The sequence below is a fragment of the Dyadobacter koreensis genome, from assembly GCF_900108855.1.
Taxonomy (GTDB): Bacteria; Bacteroidota; Bacteroidia; order Cytophagales; family Spirosomataceae; genus Dyadobacter; species Dyadobacter koreensis.
On the sequence record NZ_FNXY01000005.1, the window covers coordinates 336,915 to 355,578 of the forward strand.

At 39.7% G+C, this 18,664-nt stretch carries 19 protein-coding genes; 8 read left to right on the forward strand and 11 right to left on the reverse strand.

What is annotated here, in order from left to right:
- Positions 1–23: 23 nt before the first annotated feature.
- Entirely contained in the window at positions 24–389 is a 366-nt protein-coding gene (locus BMY70_RS17080) for a glyoxalase superfamily protein (RefSeq protein WP_090337220.1), read from the reverse strand.
- A gap of 135 nt (positions 390–524) precedes the next feature.
- Here BMY70_RS17080 and BMY70_RS17085 point away from each other — a divergent pair, with 135 nt between their 5' ends.
- Positions 525–1,085, forward strand: a complete 561-nt coding sequence (locus BMY70_RS17085; protein WP_090337223.1) for a thioredoxin family protein — start codon at positions 525–527, stop codon at positions 1,083–1,085.
- A gap of 237 nt (positions 1,086–1,322) precedes the next feature.
- Here BMY70_RS17085 and prfA read toward each other — a convergent pair whose 3' ends face one another.
- Positions 1,323–2,396 (reverse strand): peptide chain release factor 1, encoded by a 1,074-nt coding sequence (prfA, locus tag BMY70_RS17090; protein WP_090337225.1) that lies wholly within the window; start codon positions 2,394–2,396, stop codon positions 1,323–1,325.
- 200 nt (positions 2,397–2,596) lie between these two features.
- Here prfA and BMY70_RS17095 point away from each other — a divergent pair, with 200 nt between their 5' ends.
- Positions 2,597–3,169 (forward strand): hypothetical protein, encoded by a 573-nt coding sequence (locus tag BMY70_RS17095; protein ID WP_090337228.1) that lies wholly within the window; start codon positions 2,597–2,599, stop codon positions 3,167–3,169.
- 52 nt (positions 3,170–3,221) lie between these two features.
- The gene (locus BMY70_RS17100) at positions 3,222–3,827 is read left to right on the forward strand and encodes a hypothetical protein (protein ID WP_090337230.1); all 606 of its coding nucleotides are present in this window, start codon (positions 3,222–3,224) and stop codon (positions 3,825–3,827) included.
- On the opposite strand, the gene BMY70_RS17105 is transcribed toward BMY70_RS17100, so the two are convergent.
- On the reverse strand, positions 3,822–5,342 hold the full coding sequence (locus BMY70_RS17105) for a GH3 family acyl-acid amido synthetase (protein ID WP_090337233.1): 1,521 nt from the start codon (positions 5,340–5,342) through the stop codon (positions 3,822–3,824). The two genes, BMY70_RS17100 and BMY70_RS17105, sit on opposite strands and share 6 nt — an antisense overlap.
- A 150-nt stretch (positions 5,343–5,492) precedes the next feature.
- Here BMY70_RS17105 and BMY70_RS17110 point away from each other — a divergent pair, with 150 nt between their 5' ends.
- The gene (locus BMY70_RS17110; RefSeq protein ID WP_090337235.1) at positions 5,493–6,425 is read left to right on the forward strand and encodes an SAM hydrolase/SAM-dependent halogenase family protein; all 933 of its coding nucleotides are present in this window, start codon (positions 5,493–5,495) and stop codon (positions 6,423–6,425) included.
- Between the two features lie 77 nt (positions 6,426–6,502).
- Here the strand turns inward: BMY70_RS17110 and BMY70_RS17115 are convergent, their stop codons facing one another.
- Entirely contained in the window at positions 6,503–6,784 is a 282-nt protein-coding gene (locus BMY70_RS17115) for a hypothetical protein (RefSeq protein ID WP_090337238.1), read from the reverse strand.
- A 125-nt stretch (positions 6,785–6,909) separates the two neighbouring features.
- Between BMY70_RS17115 and BMY70_RS17120 the strand changes: the two genes are divergently transcribed.
- Positions 6,910–7,323: a hypothetical protein gene (locus BMY70_RS17120; RefSeq protein WP_090337240.1), complete on the forward strand. Its 414-nt coding sequence runs from the start codon at positions 6,910–6,912 to the stop codon at positions 7,321–7,323.
- Positions 7,324–7,327: 4 nt separating this feature from the next.
- Here BMY70_RS17120 and BMY70_RS17125 read toward each other — a convergent pair whose 3' ends face one another.
- The 3 genes from BMY70_RS17125 to BMY70_RS17135 all read right to left on the reverse strand — a co-directional run bounded on the left by BMY70_RS17125 (position 7,328) and on the right by BMY70_RS17135 (position 11,272).
- On the reverse strand, positions 7,328–8,215 hold the full coding sequence (locus BMY70_RS17125) for an aldo/keto reductase (RefSeq protein WP_090337242.1): 888 nt from the start codon (positions 8,213–8,215) through the stop codon (positions 7,328–7,330).
- 178 nt (positions 8,216–8,393) lie between these two features.
- Positions 8,394–9,536 (reverse strand): T9SS type A sorting domain-containing protein, encoded by a 1,143-nt coding sequence (locus BMY70_RS17130; RefSeq protein ID WP_090337244.1) that lies wholly within the window; start codon positions 9,534–9,536, stop codon positions 8,394–8,396.
- A gap of 254 nt (positions 9,537–9,790) precedes the next feature.
- Entirely contained in the window at positions 9,791–11,272 is a 1,482-nt protein-coding gene (locus tag BMY70_RS17135) for a xylulokinase (RefSeq protein WP_090337246.1), read from the reverse strand.
- A 315-nt stretch (positions 11,273–11,587) separates the two neighbouring features.
- On the opposite strand from BMY70_RS17135, the gene BMY70_RS17140 reads away from it, so the two are divergent.
- Complete coding sequence (locus BMY70_RS17140) at positions 11,588–13,057, forward strand: M20/M25/M40 family metallo-hydrolase (RefSeq protein ID WP_090337248.1); 1,470 nt, start codon at positions 11,588–11,590, stop codon at positions 13,055–13,057.
- A 27-nt stretch (positions 13,058–13,084) separates the two neighbouring features.
- Here the strand turns inward: BMY70_RS17140 and BMY70_RS17145 are convergent, their stop codons facing one another.
- Positions 13,085–13,402 carry a DMT family transporter gene (locus BMY70_RS17145; RefSeq protein WP_090337832.1) on the reverse strand — a complete coding sequence of 106 codons (318 nt, stop codon included), beginning with the start codon at positions 13,400–13,402 and terminating at the stop codon, positions 13,085–13,087.
- 116 nt (positions 13,403–13,518) lie between these two features.
- On the reverse strand, positions 13,519–14,082 hold the full coding sequence (locus BMY70_RS17150) for a Crp/Fnr family transcriptional regulator (protein WP_090337251.1): 564 nt from the start codon (positions 14,080–14,082) through the stop codon (positions 13,519–13,521).
- 124 nt (positions 14,083–14,206) lie between these two features.
- Between BMY70_RS17150 and ispE the strand changes: the two genes are divergently transcribed.
- Together ispE and BMY70_RS17160 are read left to right on the forward strand one after the other, a co-directional pair.
- Positions 14,207–15,016, forward strand: a complete 810-nt coding sequence (ispE, locus tag BMY70_RS17155; protein WP_090337254.1) for a 4-(cytidine 5'-diphospho)-2-C-methyl-D-erythritol kinase — start codon at positions 14,207–14,209, stop codon at positions 15,014–15,016.
- Positions 15,017–15,115: 99 nt separating this feature from the next.
- Positions 15,116–15,742, forward strand: a complete 627-nt coding sequence (locus tag BMY70_RS17160) for a cytochrome c oxidase subunit 3 (protein WP_090337256.1) — start codon at positions 15,116–15,118, stop codon at positions 15,740–15,742.
- Here BMY70_RS17160 and BMY70_RS17165 read toward each other — a convergent pair.
- Together BMY70_RS17165 and BMY70_RS17170 are read right to left on the reverse strand one after the other, a co-directional pair.
- Entirely contained in the window at positions 15,739–16,950 is a 1,212-nt protein-coding gene (locus tag BMY70_RS17165; RefSeq protein ID WP_090337258.1) for a TCR/Tet family MFS transporter, read from the reverse strand. The genes BMY70_RS17160 and BMY70_RS17165 overlap by 4 nt on opposite strands.
- 119 nt (positions 16,951–17,069) lie before the next feature.
- The gene (locus BMY70_RS17170; RefSeq protein WP_090337261.1) at positions 17,070–18,647 is read right to left on the reverse strand and encodes an OmpA family protein; all 1,578 of its coding nucleotides are present in this window, start codon (positions 18,645–18,647) and stop codon (positions 17,070–17,072) included.
- Between the last annotated feature and the right edge of the window lie 17 nt (positions 18,648–18,664).

Consider the following 18,664-nt stretch of genomic DNA (forward strand, 5'->3'; position numbering starts at 1 on the left):
TGTGTATTCGTGGCAGGAAAAAGTTATCCTTTAGATTCATTGAAAAGTAATTTATTCCCAAAAGGATCAGAAACTTCCATCGTTTTGGCGTTCCAGGGGGCATCTTCTAATCCCGGGCGGTTAAACCGGTAATTCATTTCCAGTAATTCCTGATGGTATTCCGTTAATCCGGTGCACTCGATAAAAACCTTGCTGCCGGGCGTGCAGTCTCCATGATGTTCTGTCAAATGCAAAACAATTCCATTTTTTGAAATTTGCAGGTAAAGTGGAAAGTTATCTCCAAACCGGTGCGTCCAGTCAATCGTGAAACCGAGCCAATCAATATAAAACTCTACTGCTTTGGCTTCATCAAAAATTCGTATCAGAGGAATAACTTTACTTGCTTCCATAATATTTGGAAATAACTGAATTTGGAAAATCGTCTGATCTAAACGGTATTTTATTTTAAATTCGTTCTAATAACTGAGACGAAAAAATTATTTGTATTAAATATTCGTTTCCTACCAGTACGCACTCAATCAATAATGAAACGACTGACTTATACAATTATTTTTTCCTGTATTTTATTGACAGGCTTAACGGCATTTCGCACAGATTCTTCTCCTGAAAAGGAGATTGAAATTCAATGGCTGACGATTGAGCAGGCGTATGCGAAAAACCAGAAAGAACCGCGAAAAATATTAATTGATATTTATACTGACTGGTGTGGCTGGTGTAAAGTAATGGATCGGGAAACCTACAAAAACGCTGAGGTGATCGATTATATAAATAAAAAATTCTACGCTGTAAAATTGGATGCGGAGCAAACCGGCCCAATAACAATCGGCGATCAAAAGTTTGAGTTTGTACCGCAAGGGAAAAAGGGTGTACATCAGATCGCAATGGCTTTAACTAATAACCAGCCAAGTTATCCAACGACTGTATTTTTAGATGATAAATTTCAAATGATCCAGCCATTGCCTGGTTATATGAAGGCAAAGGAATTTCATGAGGTGATTACTTTTTTTGGTGATAACTTTCACAAAAAAGAATCATTTGAAGATTATAAAGCAAAGACTTACAAAAAGATTTATTCGAGTAGATAGTATAGTTTTAAAAGCAAAAAGGCAAATGGTTGTTGTATTATTTGCCTTTTTGCTTTTTGCTTTTTTATTTTTTCTTAAATTCTGACAGTCGATTCATCCCATCGGGATATGCTGTTTATAGAAACATAATGGCAACAACCAAGATTTTGACTCTTTCGGGGGCGCCTGCATTTTGGTTGGTTTGGTTCTATAACTAATATCAGCTACAGAAAAGAAGCTCCTGAACGAACTTGGAAATTAAAACGAATCGCCTTCCTGCATTCTTTCCGCATTTTCTGCAATACGCAGACGCTCAATAAATTCGGCAATATCACCTTCCATTACTGCCGGTAAATTGTAAACTGTATAACCGATACGGTGATCTGTGATACGGCTTTGCGGATAATTATAAGTCCGGATTTTGTCAGATCTGTCACCACTTCCCACCATCGATTTACGCTGAGAACTTACCGCGTCGTTGTGTTCTTTTAATTTGATCTCGTAAAGACGTGAGCGCAAAACACCCAAAGCTTTGTCCTTATTTTTTAATTGAGAACGCTCATCCTGGCAACTTACCACCAATCCCGACGGAATGTGGGTTAGGCGTACCGCAGAATAAGTTGTGTTAACTGACTGTCCACCAGCACCAGACGACATGAATGTATCAATTCGGACGTCATTCATATTGATCTGAACATCAACTTCTTCTGCTTCCGGTAAAACTGCCACAGAAGCTGCTGAAGTATGGATTCTGCCTTGTGATTCTGTTTGCGGAACGCGTTGAACACGGTGAACACCGGATTCAAATTTCATTTTTCCGTAAACATCTTCTCCTTCAACTTTGCAAATAATCTCTTTATATCCGCCGTTTGTTCCTTCTGTAAAGTCCATAATGGACGATCTCCAACCCATTTTTTCAAAGAAACGCTGATACATGCGGAACAAGTCGCCGGCGAAAATTGATGCTTCATCACCACCCGTTCCACCTCTGATTTCAAGAATAATGTTACGACTATCGTTCGGATCTTTTGGGATTAGCAATTCTTTGATAATCAAATCCATTTCTTCCATTTTAGGAAGTAATTCATCCAGTTCTTCTTTTGCCATCTGACGAAGCTCTTCGTCTTTTTCCGTGGCAATCATTTCTTTTGTGCCTGCAATGTCTTTTTGAAGCTTTTGGTAAATTGCATATTGTTCTACAATCTTGCCCAAATCCTTATATTCCTTGCTTAGTTTGGAATATTTGGTAGAATCGGAAACAATCTCAGGTTGTATAATCTGTTGCGAAACTTCTTCGAAACGTTCTTTTATAGCTTCTAATTTATCTTGCATATCGCGTTAATGTCTTTTGGCATTGCATATTCGGGCGACAAAGATACGCATTTTAGGTTGAAGAATGTTTTTCGTACGTTCGTTGTCTGTTTTGAATTTCAAAGTTGTAAATGATGTTGATCAATACAGAAGGAAAAATGTGTCAGTTTTCTAAATCCGATACTGAACTTTCTTCGCTACCATAACTTATTTGACTTCTAATGAACCGCATTTTATCTTGTCTCGCTTTGAGTTTGTGTTTTTACAGCTGTAATAACAAACGGTTGGAAAATACAAAAGAGCTTTCGACTGAAATCAAGGCTTCAAAAATTGTACGTGTCACCAATACACAGCTTATTTATACTGTGGATGAATGGGGCAAAAAAATTTCAAAGTTGTCTCAGAAATCTCTTCTGGAAGCACTGGCAAAAAATCCGGAAAATTCTACTGAATTATGTGCTGATCCTTCGAAAGTTGCTATTATTGGAGCATTACAAAAAGAGTATGGCGTCAAAATATCGTTGTTAACGGCCAGCGATACCAATAATATAAAGCTGAATAAAAAGGAACAGGAGCTTTTGCATGCATATTTATATAGTGCCAGCAGCAATACGCCGTTGAGCGATAATGTTCAGCCATTGAATGATACAACGGTGGTGTACAATCTTCCGGCTGATATACAGATCTGCAAAACTTGCTTGGGTGATAGAACACCTTCGTTTGCATTATGGCGCTTGTTATTTGATAAAAAAGAAATTCTGAGAAAAGTTGATGTAAAAAAGTTAAAAGATTGATTGGTTCAGTTTTTTTATAACTGAGTTAGTATACCCCACGCATTCTAGGCTTATGAATAATTCAGATTTTAATAATCCAGACAATTTTGACCACTTTCGTGAAAATAAAAAAGTCCCGAAGGTGATTGAAAATGAAGTATTAAAAGCGCTCTCTTTTTATCCGGAATTACAAAGCGTCCCTATTGATTTTGTGTTTAAACAAAATATTAAAAAATCAGTGATGCAGGCGCAGCCGAAAATTAAAACCATGTTTTCTTCGCGGAAAAACTGGGCTTATCAGATTAATATCAGCGCATTATTCAAGCTTACGCACACCGCGATTCCTATCCATCAAATCCCCCCGGACATTATGGTGGGCTGGATAGGGCACGAGCTAGGCCATATTATGGATTATCATAACCGATCTATTTTTGGTATGATCCGTTTTGGTTTTGGCTACCTGTTTTCAACTAAATATATTCAGCAAGCAGAAAAAGTTGCTGATACTTTCGCGGTTACGCATGGTTTGGCTTATTACATTATCGAAACCAAAAAATTTATCCTTAACCACGCCGAATTACCGGAGAGATATAAACAGAAAATTGCCCGCTTATATCTTTCTCCGGACGACATTGTGGAACAGGTCAGATTATTGGAATCACAAAAACCCGCTTTATGAATTCGCGTTAACGAACGCTTCAAATTCAAGAAAATCTTCTTCTTTCATTACCCTTGGAATTTTGACCTGCCCGCCTAATTTTTTGGTCTCTTCACTCCATTTGTGAAAAGTGGTTTCCGGGATAAGAACAACCTCAACCCCTTTTAAAGCTTTTCCACGAGCGACTTTATAATTTTTATTGCTGTTCTGTAAGGCATTATCGAGTGTTTCTGAAACTTTGAGTGAATCCGGGAATTTATCGCAACTGATATACCATTTAAGAATGAATTCATTATCTCTGTTTATCGCTGCTGCAATAAACTCAGTCATCACTACATCAAAATCTTTTTCCAAAACTCTCAGCGCATCATTCATTTGGTTAACTGAAAGTTGTTCTCCGACGACATTGAGATAATGTTTTGTTCGTCCGGTGATCTTAATTTCAGCTCTCGATTTGTCGGTAATCATCACCGTGTCGCCGATCATATAACGCCAGGCACCTGAAACTGTAGAAATCAGCAAAACGTAATTTATATTTTCTTCGGTGTCTTCAAATGGCAGTATCGTAGCACCATCTCTGACCAAGCCATCATCATCAATATTTTCTGAATCCATCGGGACAAATTCAAAGAAAATACCACTATTTGTGAAAAGAGCCATCGAAGTAGTTTCGGGCCGGTTTTGGATGGCAATAAAACCTTCGGAAGCGAGATAAGTATCGATATAGATCAGCGGATGGGCAAGCAGTTTCTCCAAACTTTTTCTATAAGGTTCAAAGGCAACACCGCCTGTGGTGTAGACTTGCAGATTGGGCCAGAGCTGATGGATGTTATCAAGCTTGTGGTATTTGATAATTTCTTTTAGCATCAGCTCAATCCATGCAGGAATTCCGGAAAGACATCCGATGTCCCAGTCGGCAGCTTGTTCGGCAATTTTTTTAACCCGTTCGTCCCAATCTTTTATGTCGGCAATTTCGCGGCCCGGCTTATAATAACCGCTAAACCAGCCCGGGATATTGCTTGCGCTGATCCCGCTGATTTCACCTTCCAGGTGGTCGTCTTTTTCGATTAAATTGGTGCTGCTTCCGAGCATCAGGATCTGTTTTTCAAAAAAGTCAGAAGACAGATTAAAAGCTTTCAGATTCATTATTTCCTGAATGCCGCTTTTCCTGATCGCATCAACCATCTCATCAGTCACCGGAATGTGTTTACTATGGCTGGTAGTTCCGCTACTCAACGCAAAATATTTTTGTCCGCCCGGCCAGGTAACATTTTGGTGGCCTTCCAGCAGATAGTGCCACCAATCGGCGTTCATTTTATCATAATCATGGACTGGGACATTCTTTTGAAACGAAGAAATAATATCCTGGCTTTCCAATATCTCTCTGAAATTATATGCTTTACCAAAGGCCGTTAATTTTGCTTTTTCCAGAAGAGTATTCAAAACCTCCCGCTGCTCCTTGACCGGATCTGGGTCCCGCATTATATAACCCGATAGATCAATCGCTTTTTTGATAAGCTCGCCGATAACTGCCATGAATTTTAATTTATGAAGTGAGTAAAGTAATTACAGTCTACGGTTAAAATCTTGTGCCAATGACAATTTTGAAGAAGGTAGTCGCGGTGAACTTTTTAACTTTACGAAATACATTTTCTATCCACGATGAATTAAAACTTCGAAAGCGATATGATCCCATTTTCCTGTTTTACAATTTTCAGGTTTAAGAAACTGACCTGCAGAATACTTGTACTCTTATTGCTCATCTCTTTTAGCAGTCACTCACAAAATAATATCCTTGTTTTTCAATCTGATTTCGGATTAAAAGATGGGGCTGTTTCTGCTATGAAAGGTGTTGCGATGGGCGTTTCGCCGAACCTGAAGCTATTTGATGTAACCCATGAAATTCCGGCCTACAATATCTGGGAAGCATCGTACCGTCTGGTTCAAACGGCACCATACTGGCCGGCGGGAACCGTTTTTGTCTCTGTCTGCGATCCGGGAGTTGGCACAGAAAGAAAATCTGTCGTATTACTAACCCGGTCTGGACATTATTTTGTAACCCCGGATAATGGAACGCTGACGCTTGTTGCAGAGCAATTAGGTATCCAAGAGGTGAGAGAAATCGACGAAGTAAAAAATCGCAGGAAAAATTCAAATGAATCTTATACCTTTCACGGCCGGGATGTGTATGCTTTTACTGGTGCCAGACTTGCTTCTAAAACCATAACTTATGCGGAAGTAGGACAAAAGCTTCCAAATCAGGTTGTAACAATTGATTATCAAAAACCTTCGTTTGAACAAGGAAAAGTTAAAGGGACTATACCAATTCTTGATATTCAATACGGAAATGTCTGGACTGATATTGACAAAAAGCTTTTTAATCAATTAGGAATTAAAATCGGAGAAGATATCAGAGTGCAGATTTTTAACGAAAAAGCGAAGGTTTATGAAGGAACCGTTAAATATGTAAATACTTTCGGTGAAGTAGAGGGAGGCGTTGATGTAGGTTATTTCAATAGTTTGTTAAATTTCTCTCTTGGAATCAATATGGCAAATTTTTCTGAGAAGTATAAGGTTTTTAGTGGAAATACATGGAGTATCGTGCTTAGTAAAAAATGACATAGGCAATAATCGTTCAGTAAAAAACCGCTTCATTAGAGGCAGTTTTTTACTGAACAGTCTATTTTCGACCGGGCTTAAAGCTTTTTCGCTTCTGCTTTCACTTCCGCGCCTACCTTATTGGCTACTTTTTTTGTCCCGTCATACGCCTTTTCAGCTCCTTCGCCAACTTTTACAGCGCCTTTCTTCACACCTTTTCCTACAATTTTCGCATCCTTTTTAATTTCAGCTCCAACCTTTTTTGCGGTTGCTTTCGTAGCTGCAACTGCTTTTTGGGTTTTGGTGGAATCAGAATCCTGTGCAAAAGAAACCGTTGTTACCGTTAATAATAAAGCAGCAAAAACAAATAATTTTTTCATGTTGTTTTGTGTGTTTTCAGATAAGTTATTTACTGGTGAGAACGAGCTAGGAAGAAGATAAGTTTATTAATTTAATGAATAATTATTCTTATTTCGATTAAACAGAGCCGCTTTTAAAGTTTTATATGAAAAATGAAAAAAGAGAATTTTGGGGCTGGATTCCTTTTCTTATCGCACTGGTAACCGGGACATATTTATTTTATAAGTCTTATGAAACAGACAAGCAAATTTTAGCAGATAGTCAGCTGATCTGCGTGAAGGTTATTGATAAAAGAGTCGGGGTGGGTAAGGGAAAAAGTAAAATCGGGATCAGACATGGTCTGGTCCCGATTTATGTTTACGCCGGTCGGAAGTGGTTTAGGCAGGCAGCCATTGATTCACTTACAACCGTAAGACATAGTTCTAAATATCACGCTTATATGGACCCGTACCGAAATTTCTCTGCTGATAGAGCCTTTTTGGGATTCCTGATCATTATGATCTTGGCAGTTACCTGGAGGTTTATCTGGCTTGGATTATATGTCTGGCACTGGAAATAAATCCTTAATCAGGTTTTACTTTGCCAGTGACCTGATAGATTTCATACCAATCCTGATGCGTTAATTTGATATCCGACGCACTTGCTGCATTTCTTATTCTCGATTCTGAAAGTGAGCCTACGATTGGTAAAGTGCCCAGCTTCATAAGCCACGCTACTGCGGTTTGTTCAATGTTTGCATCGTACTTTTTACCGATTTCTTCCAGTTTCGCCCGTAGCGCAACCGCTTTCTCATCCTTTCCATCGAGGATTCGTCCGCCGGCCAGAGGAGCCCATGCCAATGGTTTACTGAAACACTGTTTGATAAAATCAATCCGGCCATCTTCGATCGCCGTTGTGTTCATTAAGTTTAATTCAATATGGTTCGTCACAATTGGAATACGCAAAAACGAAGCAAGCAATTGATGCTGGAAAACTGAGAAGTTTGCGACACCAATATGTTTTACTTTCCCGGATTTTACAACCTCCGCCAATGCTCCGGCAGTTTCTTCCGGATCAGCAAGAAAATCAGCATGTTGCAACAGGAATATATCGAGATAATCGGTATTCAATCTCTTTAAAGAACCATTGACGCTGCTTACAATATGTTCTTTCGACGTATCATAATATTTAAAGTTGCCGTCGTCAGACTTCCGGATACCGCATTTGCTGAACAAAACGATATCTTCTCTTTTAAAAGATTTATTTTTAATAACCTTTCCGAAATATTCTTCGACGGTAAAGTCACCATATATATCGGCGTGGTCAAATGTGTTTATACCAAGTTCCAAACACAGATTTACAGTTTTTTCAATAGATGAAGTGGTAGCCGTACCTTCATCTTTCCATCTCCAGAAACCATAAATTGCTTCTGATACTTTTGGGCCAGAATCACTTAAACTAACTTTTCTCATTCGGTGGCGTTGGTTGGATCATGGTGCAAAAATAGCCTAATTTTAAAAATAGCAATCCGAATTTTCAGATTGTCTGGTCACAGGTTGAACTTCGGGACTTTTGAATTCATAAAAAATGAAGCTCCTTATTCTTTTTCAGAACTTCGGAGCTTCAGATTAAGGGTATATGATCAAGTAGCTAATTTCCAATCAACACTTTTACAGGATTTTCTTTATCTGCTATGCGCAGGTAATATAAACCGGGTTGTATAGTATTCTTCACCTGGATTTTGAAAACGTCATCGTGATCCGTTTGAAAAGTTTGAATATTGATCTCTCTTCCAGTCCTATCAAAAAGTTTTAGGTGTTCGGATCTTGCCCTGGAAGATGATAAAGTGAAATTTCCTCGGCTAGGATTAGGATATATATAATCTTCATCCTTCTCGGAGTCAGAAGATTTGAGCGAAATAATTTTGGAATATTCAAATCGTCCGTCGATATCAAGTTGCTTCAAACGGAGATAATAAATTCTGTCAGAAAACGATACCGGATATGAAAACTCATAATTCGAGCTGGATTTTGTCGTTGAGTTCCCCGTTACAAATCCAACCTTTTCAAAATTCACAGCATCCGTACTTTGCTGTATTTCAAATCCCTCATTTTGCTCCTCCCAGGCAGTCTGCCATTTTAAGGTAATTGTGTTTTTGTTGGAACTTCCTTGAAATGTGATCAATTTGACAGGCATGGGATTTAAAACCGTTCCATTTAAAATGATATTATCAAGCCTTATCGTCCCGCTGGCTGATGCTCTTGTGGTTCCGAGATCAGATCTTTGTGTTCCATAGGGATAAAATCGGAATGTTACCGTCTCTCCGGCTATCGTTGAAATATCATCAAAATCCCACACATTCGTTATACCGGGAGACGTAACCGTTTTTGGTGCCGCGCCCCAGTTTGTAGACGTTGCGAAACCATCTGAACTGTAACGAACTTCCAACTGATTAGGAGCGGTAATACTACCCTGAATGAAAAAACTCAACGAAGTAATGTTCAATTGATACCCGATGTCTGGTGTCACTGAAAATTCGATGTAAGAACTCTCATTAATGGCAGCCGTGTTATTTAATGTTGAAGAGTTCAATACGTTTGACGCCGCCATACAGGTGATGGTGTTTCTCGTGACCACCGTTCCCGATGCATTGGTTGCCACAGTTGGAAGATTTCCAGGTGTCGGGCATGATGAGGAACCTGTAAAAACATTGGAATAAATTTGGGCAGATGCAGAAGAGAAAGCATTGGCCAACAGCATAAGCAGTAGCCCTTTCAGGTAAATATTATTCATAGTCAGTATGTGTATTGATGAAGTAAGCTGACTAAAAATACCTAAAAGAAAATTCTTGAAACTATTCGTAACGAATAAATTAGAGATATAATCAATATTTGATTATGGTATTCTTAATGATTAAATTTTATGCGAATTAGTCGTTAGTATTAGCGGAAAAATTGAAGTTTTAATCAATAATTAAAAAACCGGGGAGTCAACTTTAGAAAGCTGACTCCCCGGTTTTTTTTCTGCAAATATGTTAAGAAAAACAATTAACTATTAATCAACGCTTCTTTCCACTTGCCATAGGCTTCTTTTGTTGCTTCTTTTAATGAAGAATCCGGCTCGATAGTCCGGAGGGCAGATAACCCGACAAAAGCTTCGTTTCGGCTCTTGTAGTAACCCAGGCCCAGACCTGCTGCGCGCGCAGCACCCTGTGCTCCGTCGGTATTAAAAAGCTCAACGGTTGCGCCTGAAACGTTGGCAAATGTTTCACGAAAAACCGGGCTTAAAAACATGTTTGCTTCACCAGCTCTTATATTTTTCAAAGAAACACCAAGCGTTTCCATTACTTCCATACCATAATATAGGGCAAAGACAATACCTTCCTGAGCAGCGCGTGTCCAGTGATTTATTCCATGGCGACTGAATTGAAGTCCCTGGAAAGTTGCTCCCGGATCCTGATTTTCCAGCATTCTTTCTGCGCCATTTCCAAAAGGAAGGCATAGCAGTCCATCAGAACCAACTGGTGCCTTTGCTGCCAAATCGTTTATTGCCGGGTAAGAAACATTTCCCTGCAATAATGTATTTCTCAGCCAGCTGTTCAAACTTCCGGTTCCATTTACACAAAGTAAAACGCCATATCGAGGAGCTTCAACCGTGTGGTTTACGTGTAAAAATGTATTGACCCTTGACTTCTCGTCAAACTTGATTTGTTCGCTGACGCCATATACAACGCCGGAAGTCCCCGCTGTCGCTGCTACCTCTCCCGGTTCTAACACATTTAGGGAAAACGCATTATTTGGCTGATCTCCTGCGCGATACGTAATAGGAATTCCTGCTTTAAGGCCTAGTGATACAGCGGCATCGGCAGTAAGGCGGCCTTGTTCAGAAAATGTTGGAAGGACTTTGGCAATCAGATTTTTATCAAAACCAAAATAATCCAAAAGGAAATCGGCGGGTTTTTCATCCACAAAATCCCAGAAAATTCCTTCTGATAATCCTGACGGCGTGGTTACAACTTCTTGCGTCATCTTAGCCGCCAGATAATCGCCGGGTAGCATAAACTTGTGCACCTTTGCAAATACATCAGGCTCATTTTGTTTCACCCAGCCTAATTTCGAAGCTGTGAAGTTTCCTGGCGAATTAAGCAGATGAGGTAAAACTTTGTTCTCCCCAATCGATTCCATCGCCTTATTCCCAATTTCAACCGCGCGGCTGTCGCACCAGATAATGGACGGACGTAATACGTTCAGATCTTTATCAACAACCACCAAACCGTGCATCTGGTAAGAAATGCCGATTGCGCCAACAGCATCTGCCGAAATTCCGGATTGTTTCATGACTGCCTGGGAGGCAAGGCATGCATTTTCCCACCATTGTTCTGGTTGTTGTTCTGCGAAACCTGGCTTTGGAGCGGCTATTGCCATTTCTTTTTCAGGGTAAAAAGCCGAAGCAACTACCTGCCCGGTGTCTGCATGCAAAAGACAAGCTTTTATTGATGAACTGCCTAAATCGAATCCCAGGAAATACATATTTATCGTTTTGAGTTAGTCGGTTTGATAGAAAAATTATAATTATTAACAGACAAATTTCCGAAATACAAAAATGTTGAATTTGTATCATATTACAACAAATTATTAAGTGTATATATTACACTTTTAATGAATTTTCAATTATTTTTATAGCTAATGGCAAATTTGATTTATGCACTTTTAAATGATTGGAGAAAGCTTGTTCTTTGTATAGGAATCCTAAATTGAGTCTAAGTTATTTCCCTGAGATAATTAAAACGAAATTCTTTGTTAACTTAGATTCTGTAAATCTACATCGTCCTTTTTAAGGAAATTATGAAAAAAATAATATTAGTTGCATTAGCCGGCGGATTATTCTTTTTAACCGCTGCATTCAATTCAGAGGATAAGAAATGGGAGAAAACTTTTACACGTTTTGACACTGAAGTAAGAAAGAACAGCAAAGCGTATGAGACGCTGGGTAAAGCTACCGAAACGATTGGTCATCGCTTGACGGGAAGTGCCAATGGGGAAAAAGCAGAGGAATATGCCTTCAATTTACTGAAAAGCTATGGTTTTTCTGACGTTTCCTATCAGCCTTTTGAAGTAGAGGCCTGGATGCGTGATACTGTAACATTAAGCATCGTTCCTTCAAGCAGCGATAATTTTCGTGAAGTTCCGGTTGTTTCTTTGGCGCATTCGCCGGTAGAAGCGAACCTGAAAGGTGAAATTGTGGACGTTGGAAACGGTCTTGAAGAAGATTTTGAAGCACTTAAAGATAAAATAAAAGGTAAAATCGTCCTTGCCAATATTGGTCTTGTTGGGGTGACAGGAAAGAAAAATCTTCACCGTTCAGAGAAGACCGCACTTGCGATCAAGTATGGTGCAGATGGAATCGTGATGGTGAACCAGGCTCCCGGCAAAATATTGTTGACAGGAACTGCTTCAGTAACAGGTGCAATTATTTCAATTCCTGCGGTTTGTGTTTCAAGCGATAGCGGAAAAGAAATCCGTGGCTGGCTGAAAGACGAAGGCCCGCTGCAGGCGCATGTGGAAATGCATAACATTTCGAAAAAGATAAAAGCCAGAAACGTAATTGCTACGCTTAAAGGAAGGTCGGACGAAAAAGTAATTATCGGCGGACATTTAGATTCCTGGGATCTTGCAACAGGAGCCATTGACAATGGAATCGGATCGTTCGCTGTGATGGATATAGCCCGTGCTTTTAAAGCGCTTAAAATTAAGCCGGAACGCACGATCCAATTTGTTTTGTTCATGGGAGAAGAGCAGGGACTTTTAGGTTCAAAACATTTTGTCAGCGAACTGAAACGTACCGGAGCCATTGACAAAGTAAGTTATATGATGAACCTGGATATGACCAATGATCCAAAGGGAATCAATGCATTTGGCAAAGCTGAAATGACTGATTTTTTCAAAGGAGTTGGTGATGCAATTCATAATATTGACCCGGCTTACAAAAATGAGCAAGCGAACAGAGCAGGTCTGCACAGCGATCACCAGCCGTTTATGCTGGAAGGAATTCCTGTGGCTGGCTTGTCCGGAACTTTGGCGCCTGATGTGATCCAGTGTTACCACGCCGACTGCGATAATTTTGATCTTGTTAATAAAGAGCAGCTTGAAAATACTGTGAGAATTGCTTCAATGTGTTTATTCGCACTTTCAGATGCTAAAAAGCTTGAAGGGCAAAAACTTTCAGATACTAAAACCAGAGACTATCTGATCTCGCAAGGCCTGAAACAGGAACTTGTGATAGGGCAGGAGTGGAGATGGGGAGACGCTAAATAAATGACTTTCAAAAATGGTATCGAAAGATTATTTCGATACCATTTTTAATCCTATGATTGATCCGATTAATAGAAATACAAAAAATAATCGCCAGAAATCGGCTGGTTCTTTATAAAAAAAGATTCCCATCAACACGGTACCTACCGCCCCGATTCCCGTCCAAACTGCATATGCTGTACCTAAGGGAATAGTCTGAATGGCTTTGTTTAGAAACAGAAAGCTGCAGATAATACAAACAAAAAACGCCGCGCTCCACTTCACGTTTGAGAAATTGTCTGAAAGTTTCAGACAAGTCGTAAAACCAATTTCGAACGCGCCGGCAATAAAAAGAAGTATCCAGGAAATCATTTTCGACTTTGTTAGTGAATAAGCTAATAACTTGCAGTTAGCTGTCTGCCATTACTATCACAAAGGTCGCCTTGTTTTTTCAGACAAAATTTTACAATTGTTAAAAAATAGATTTATTTGATTTCAGCTCTGATGCGGCTCAACGTCACTTGACTAATGCCTAAATAGGAAGCGATATGGCCAAGCTGGACGCGTTGAAGAATGTCCGGGCTGGAACGTATGAAATCTTCGTAACACTCTTTTGCTGTTTTGAATTGTCGCGAGATAAAAGATTCTTCCAGCTTAATCAATTCTGATTCAGCCAGCTTTCTCCCCCAGTTGGCAAATTCCAGATCAGTCTGATATAAATCCATCAGTACCGAGTCTGACACTTTATACAATACTGCGTTTTCCAGAAGTTCGATATTTTCATACCCGGCCTTGTTAAGGAAAAAACTATTGTAGGAAAGTAAAATATTTGATTCAGAGCCAATCCAGAAGTTAATTTCCTTATCCTCTTTATAGCAAAAAGCGCGCGCAATTCCCTGTTCAATGAAGTAAACAGAGCGTTCAATTCGCCCGGCTTTGAAAAGCATATGTCCTTTTTGAAACGTAACTTTTTCAAGCAGAGGAAGTAATTTAGCGAGTGACTCCTCTCTTAATCCAAGTGCCAGAATTTTTTTAATCGTGTTTTCCAAGAAGTTATGGGTTAGATAAGAACCTGAATAATTCGCAGTTGATAACTTTTAACACATATTTATTCAAGCGCACTTTCAAGTTAGCACGATTACTGCGGATATTTGTGGACTAATTTTAAATTCTATGCTTGTATTTCCAAACGCAAAAATTAATATAGGACTAAATATCGTTGAAAAACGGTCGGATGGCTTTCATAATATCGAATCCTGTTTTTATCCGGTGGGCTGGTCCGATGCTTTGGAAATAGTACGGTCAGAAAAATTTGCGTTTCAATCGGACGGAATTACTATCCCCGGCGATTTTTCCAATAATCTTTGTACAAAAGCATATCAAATGCTTGCAGCGGATTATACTTTCCCGGCTGTTAATATTCATTTATTAAAAGCTGTTCCAATCGGAGCGGGGCTTGGCGGAGGGTCCTCCGACGCCGCTTTTACAATTAAAGCCTTGAACGATCTGTTTTTATTGAATATTTCTTTGGAAAAACAATTGGATTATGCGCGTAGATTGGGCAGTGACTGTGCCTTTTTCATTGAAAATAAACCCTTATACTGTTATGAGAAAGGTGACAAATTTGAGGAGATTAGTCTAACACTTGCAGGTAAATGGATTGTTTTGGTAAATCCGGGATTACATATTTCGACTGTTGAGGCTTATTCGGGAGTTAAGCCTCGTCAATCCGAAACGGATCTCAGAGAATTATTGAAACTGCCGTTATCAGACTGGAAATCAGCTGTTAAAAATGATTTTGAAGAATCGCTTTTTCCTAAATTCCCTGTTTTGCAGCAGATCAAAAATGAACTTTACAAAACAGGTGCCGCTTATGCGGCCATGAGCGGATCCGGGTCAACATTGTATGGTATTTTTCAGGAAGAGAAAGATTTGTCAGCACATTTTAAAGAATGCAAAATCTGGCAGGGGCTGTTGAAATAATATTTGTCTGACCTGTTGTACAGAAACATAAAAAAATCTCGTTGTAAAACTTATAGTCTCGTGTAATCTTCCTACTTTGTTATAAAGAAAATAGAAATAATGAGTCCTAAACACTCTACCAAAGACAAAGAAAATCCTTTCACAAAGCGAAGAGAGCCTTTCGGCTTCATGCTTTGGCTTGGAGTTATTGGTAGTTCGCTTTTGTTCGCCGTTATTTTTATTGAGTATTTTCTGAGAATGGACGGTGCCAATTGGAGGTTTGTGGCACTTCCGGATATGTTCTGGCTAAGTACGCTGGTTATTCTTTTTAGCAGTATCACACTTCACGAAGCAAATCTTGCTTTTATTCAGGAACGCTTCCTGCACTATCGTATTTTCCTTGCTGCAACGCTGACGCTCGGTATTACCTTCATGTTTTTACAAGGAGGCGGCTGGATTGAAATGATCGAGAACGGGAGTTTTAATAATATAAATTCTTCTTCAGGATTCATTTATCTGCTTACCGGGCTACATTTGCTGCATATCCTGATTGGTGTGATCTATATGGGCATTATTTTCCGTAAAGCACTTAAGAACAGGACTTATGTGGATTCTTTTGTTTACAGCGTTAATCCGCCAAACCGTTTGCAGCTTAAATTAATTACCCGTTATTGGCACTTTGTTGATATCCTTTGGGTAATCGTTTTTCTTTTACTGCTTTCGCTAAGTTTCTTCAATATATACTAAAAATTACTTTTAAGACTTTTTCTGGCCAGATATGCGCTTAATAATGTCAGTACTGCTGCCGTCAACATAGGCGCTCCGGGGAAATAAACGGGTGCTTCTGATTTGGTGAAAAAGTAAAATAAATTACTCATCAATGGTGGACCGATAATAGAAGTAAGGCTCATCAAACTGGTAAGTGCTCCCTGTAATTCTCCCTGTTCATTGGATGGAACCTGTGTTGATATGATACCTTGTAAAGACGGCCCCGCAATTCCTCCCAGAATGTAGGGAACCATGAAAGCAAACATCATCCACGTTTCACGCGCGAAAGCAAAAAGAACAAAGCCAACAGAATATAAGAATAAGCCGACATAAACTCCTCTTTTCTGTCCTATTTTTGGAATAATCAACCTTATCAATCCTCCCTGGACAATAGCACCTAACAATCCCATCGCACCGAGTGAATAACCTATAATCCTTTCATTCCATTGAAATTTCTCCATCGTGTAGTACGACCAGTTGCTTTGAACGGCATGCATCGCCACATAAAGTAACGCCAGAGAAATGATCAGACCGGAAATGACAGGGTATTTTTGCAAGTGTTTTAAAGCACCAATCGGGCTTGCGCGTTTCCAGCTGAATTTCCTTCGATTCTCTTGTTTCAGAGACTCTGGTAATATAAATAGCCCGTACAGAAAGTTAAGCATGGATAATCCTGCTGCTGCTAAGAACGGAACGCGGGAGCCATATTGACCTAACAATCCGCCTAGTACAGGTCCGATTATAAATCCTAATCCGAAGGCGGCACCGATCAAACCGAAATTTTGTGCACGTTTTTCTGGCGTACTGACATCTGCGATATAGGCAGCACCCGTTGTAAAACTGGCCCCCATAACCCCGGCAATAATGCGGCCAACGAATAACCAGACAATACTTGGAGCGTAGGCAACAAAAAGATAATCAAGTGCGAAGCCAAGTAATGAAGCTAACAATACAGGCCTGCGGCCAAACTGATCGCTCAAACCTCCTACTATCGGCGCGCAGACAAACTGTACAAAAGAATAAGAGAATAAAATCCAGCCTCCATACCTGGCCGCATCGCTTAAACTGCCGCCAACAAGTTCACTGATAAGTTTCGGCATGACCGGAATAATAATTCCAAGTCCCATTACATCAATGAGCAGAGTGATAAATATAAATCCGATTGCCGGAGATTTCTTAGAAGTCATAAGGAGTAATTATTCACCAAATGTACGCCTTAATTTGAGGCGGAAGGATTAAAAAACGGTTAGTAATTGGGATTTTAAACGACGAAACAGAGGTGAAGGGTCTTAAACCCGGCAATTTATCACTTCTTCAAAATCCTGAACTCAACGCGTCTGTTAATTTGCTGGCCTTCGGGTGTATCATTTTTAGCAACGGGCTTTGTCTCTCCATAGCCTTTGCTCTGAACACGATCAGGTTCAATTCCTTTGCCTATCAGATATTCCCGAACTGCATCTGCCCGGTCTTGTGATAGTTTTAGATTCGCTTCATTTCCGCCTACATTATCGGTATGTCCACCGATTTCGATAAATAATTTCTTATTATCATTCATCGTGATGCCGATTCTATCAAGTTCGGGGAAAGATTCTTTGCTCAAAGTCGCTTTTCCAAATGCAAAGAAAATATTATTCAAACGTACAATCTGGCCTTCTTCGATCGGAATTAATTTCAACGATTTATTAGTAATTTCTTTGTAGTTTTTCCCTTTCCCGTCAGCCGTTGAATCGGTCAGATCTATACTTTCGCCCTCTGCAATAAAATCGGGTGCGACAGCGCGCATACTATATTTCTGACCGTAAGGGAGTATAATTTTATATTCTCCTGTTGTTGGATTTGTGGTTGCGGTACCTGCTTCCTCACCGTCAGGAAGCGTTTCATAAATAATGGTTGCTTCAATCGGTTTTCCCGTTTTAGAATCAATCACACGACCGCTGATCATAACGACGGGATCTGATGTCGGCACAACGGGTTTTGTGGTTGCCGTATCACCCGGCACAACTTTTGGCTGTAAATTATATCTGACCACATCACCTTTTCCCTCTGTGCCTTTAAAGGAAACCATGTAAGCATAATCGCCCGCCGCAGAAATTGTATAATAGGCATCATAGCCATCCGTATTGATAGCTGATCCAAGATTAACGGGACGACTCCATCTCTTCCAGGATTTGTCGATACGCTTGCTGTAATAAATATCATTACTTCCTTGTCCGCCTTTTCTGTCTGTTGAAAAATATAATGTCACTCCATCCGGAGCCAGAAAAGGGGTTGTTTCAGTAAATTCCTCCGTATTGATCTCTTTTCCCAGATTCATCGGCTTCGTCCAGGTACCATCTTTTTGCTTAAAACTAACGTATAAATCGTCAACCTTGCTGTTCTTTTTTTCACTGAAAGACATAACCAAGACCTTTCCATCCGTCGATAAATAACCGCAGTCGAACTGTCCTTTACTTGTTTTTGAGTATCCGGGAATCTCAATCTTATTAGGAGCAGACCAGCCTCTTGCTGTTTTTTTGCTTAGTGAAAAACCCCGGGTTTCATATACCCCGTTTTTGTAAGCTCCTTTGAGTAAAAGGGTGTTTCCGTCAGGTGTAATGCTGTATAAACTGTTGTATTGTTCTTTATTTAGTGGAGAAGGTAGTCTGCGCGCCGCGGTCCATTGTTCATTTTTTAATTCTGAAAACCAGATATCCTGGCTTCCTTTTGTTCCATTTGTATTTTGAGGATGGCTGATTCTGGAAAAATAAACCGTTTTCCCATCTGGGGAAATAATCGGCGCTATTTCGTTAAATTCAGTATTAACGGTTTTTCCGAGATTTTCAAGCTGCGCCCAAAGCGGAGAATTTAGTAACGTACAAAAGGTAAATAACAGAACGAGACGCATTTTATGTCAGAGGATAT

What these genes read in the sequence shown, in the direction of transcription:
- BMY70_RS17100 (WP_090337230.1), top strand. Translation starts at nt 3,222, where the DNA reads ATGAATAATTCAGATTTTAATAATCCAGACAATTTTGACCACTTTCGT.
- BMY70_RS17170 (WP_090337261.1), bottom strand. Translation starts at nt 18,647, where the DNA reads ATGCGTCTCGTTCTGTTATTTACCTTTTGTACGTTACTAAATTCTCCG.
- prfA (WP_090337225.1), bottom strand. Translation starts at nt 2,396, where the DNA reads ATGCAAGATAAATTAGAAGCTATAAAAGAACGTTTCGAAGAAGTTTCG.
- BMY70_RS17165 (WP_090337258.1), bottom strand. Translation starts at nt 16,950, where the DNA reads ATGACTTCTAAGAAATCTCCGGCAATCGGATTTATATTTATCACTCTG.
- BMY70_RS17115 (WP_090337238.1), bottom strand. Translation starts at nt 6,784, where the DNA reads ATGAAAAAATTATTTGTTTTTGCTGCTTTATTATTAACGGTAACAACG.
- BMY70_RS17130 (WP_090337244.1), bottom strand. Translation starts at nt 9,536, where the DNA reads ATGAATAATATTTACCTGAAAGGGCTACTGCTTATGCTGTTGGCCAAT.
- BMY70_RS17085 (WP_090337223.1), top strand. Translation starts at nt 525, where the DNA reads ATGAAACGACTGACTTATACAATTATTTTTTCCTGTATTTTATTGACA.
- BMY70_RS17095 (WP_090337228.1), top strand. Translation starts at nt 2,597, where the DNA reads ATGAACCGCATTTTATCTTGTCTCGCTTTGAGTTTGTGTTTTTACAGC.
- BMY70_RS17110 (WP_090337235.1), top strand. Translation starts at nt 5,493, where the DNA reads ATGATCCCATTTTCCTGTTTTACAATTTTCAGGTTTAAGAAACTGACC.
- BMY70_RS17135 (WP_090337246.1), bottom strand. Translation starts at nt 11,272, where the DNA reads ATGTATTTCCTGGGATTCGATTTAGGCAGTTCATCAATAAAAGCTTGT.
- BMY70_RS17140 (WP_090337248.1), top strand. Translation starts at nt 11,588, where the DNA reads ATGAAAAAAATAATATTAGTTGCATTAGCCGGCGGATTATTCTTTTTA.
- ispE (WP_090337254.1), top strand. Translation starts at nt 14,207, where the DNA reads ATGCTTGTATTTCCAAACGCAAAAATTAATATAGGACTAAATATCGTT.
- BMY70_RS17160 (WP_090337256.1), top strand. Translation starts at nt 15,116, where the DNA reads ATGAGTCCTAAACACTCTACCAAAGACAAAGAAAATCCTTTCACAAAG.
- BMY70_RS17080 (WP_090337220.1), bottom strand. Translation starts at nt 389, where the DNA reads ATGGAAGCAAGTAAAGTTATTCCTCTGATACGAATTTTTGATGAAGCC.
- BMY70_RS17125 (WP_090337242.1), bottom strand. Translation starts at nt 8,215, where the DNA reads ATGAGAAAAGTTAGTTTAAGTGATTCTGGCCCAAAAGTATCAGAAGCA.
- BMY70_RS17105 (WP_090337233.1), bottom strand. Translation starts at nt 5,342, where the DNA reads ATGGCAGTTATCGGCGAGCTTATCAAAAAAGCGATTGATCTATCGGGT.
- BMY70_RS17120 (WP_090337240.1), top strand. Translation starts at nt 6,910, where the DNA reads ATGAAAAATGAAAAAAGAGAATTTTGGGGCTGGATTCCTTTTCTTATC.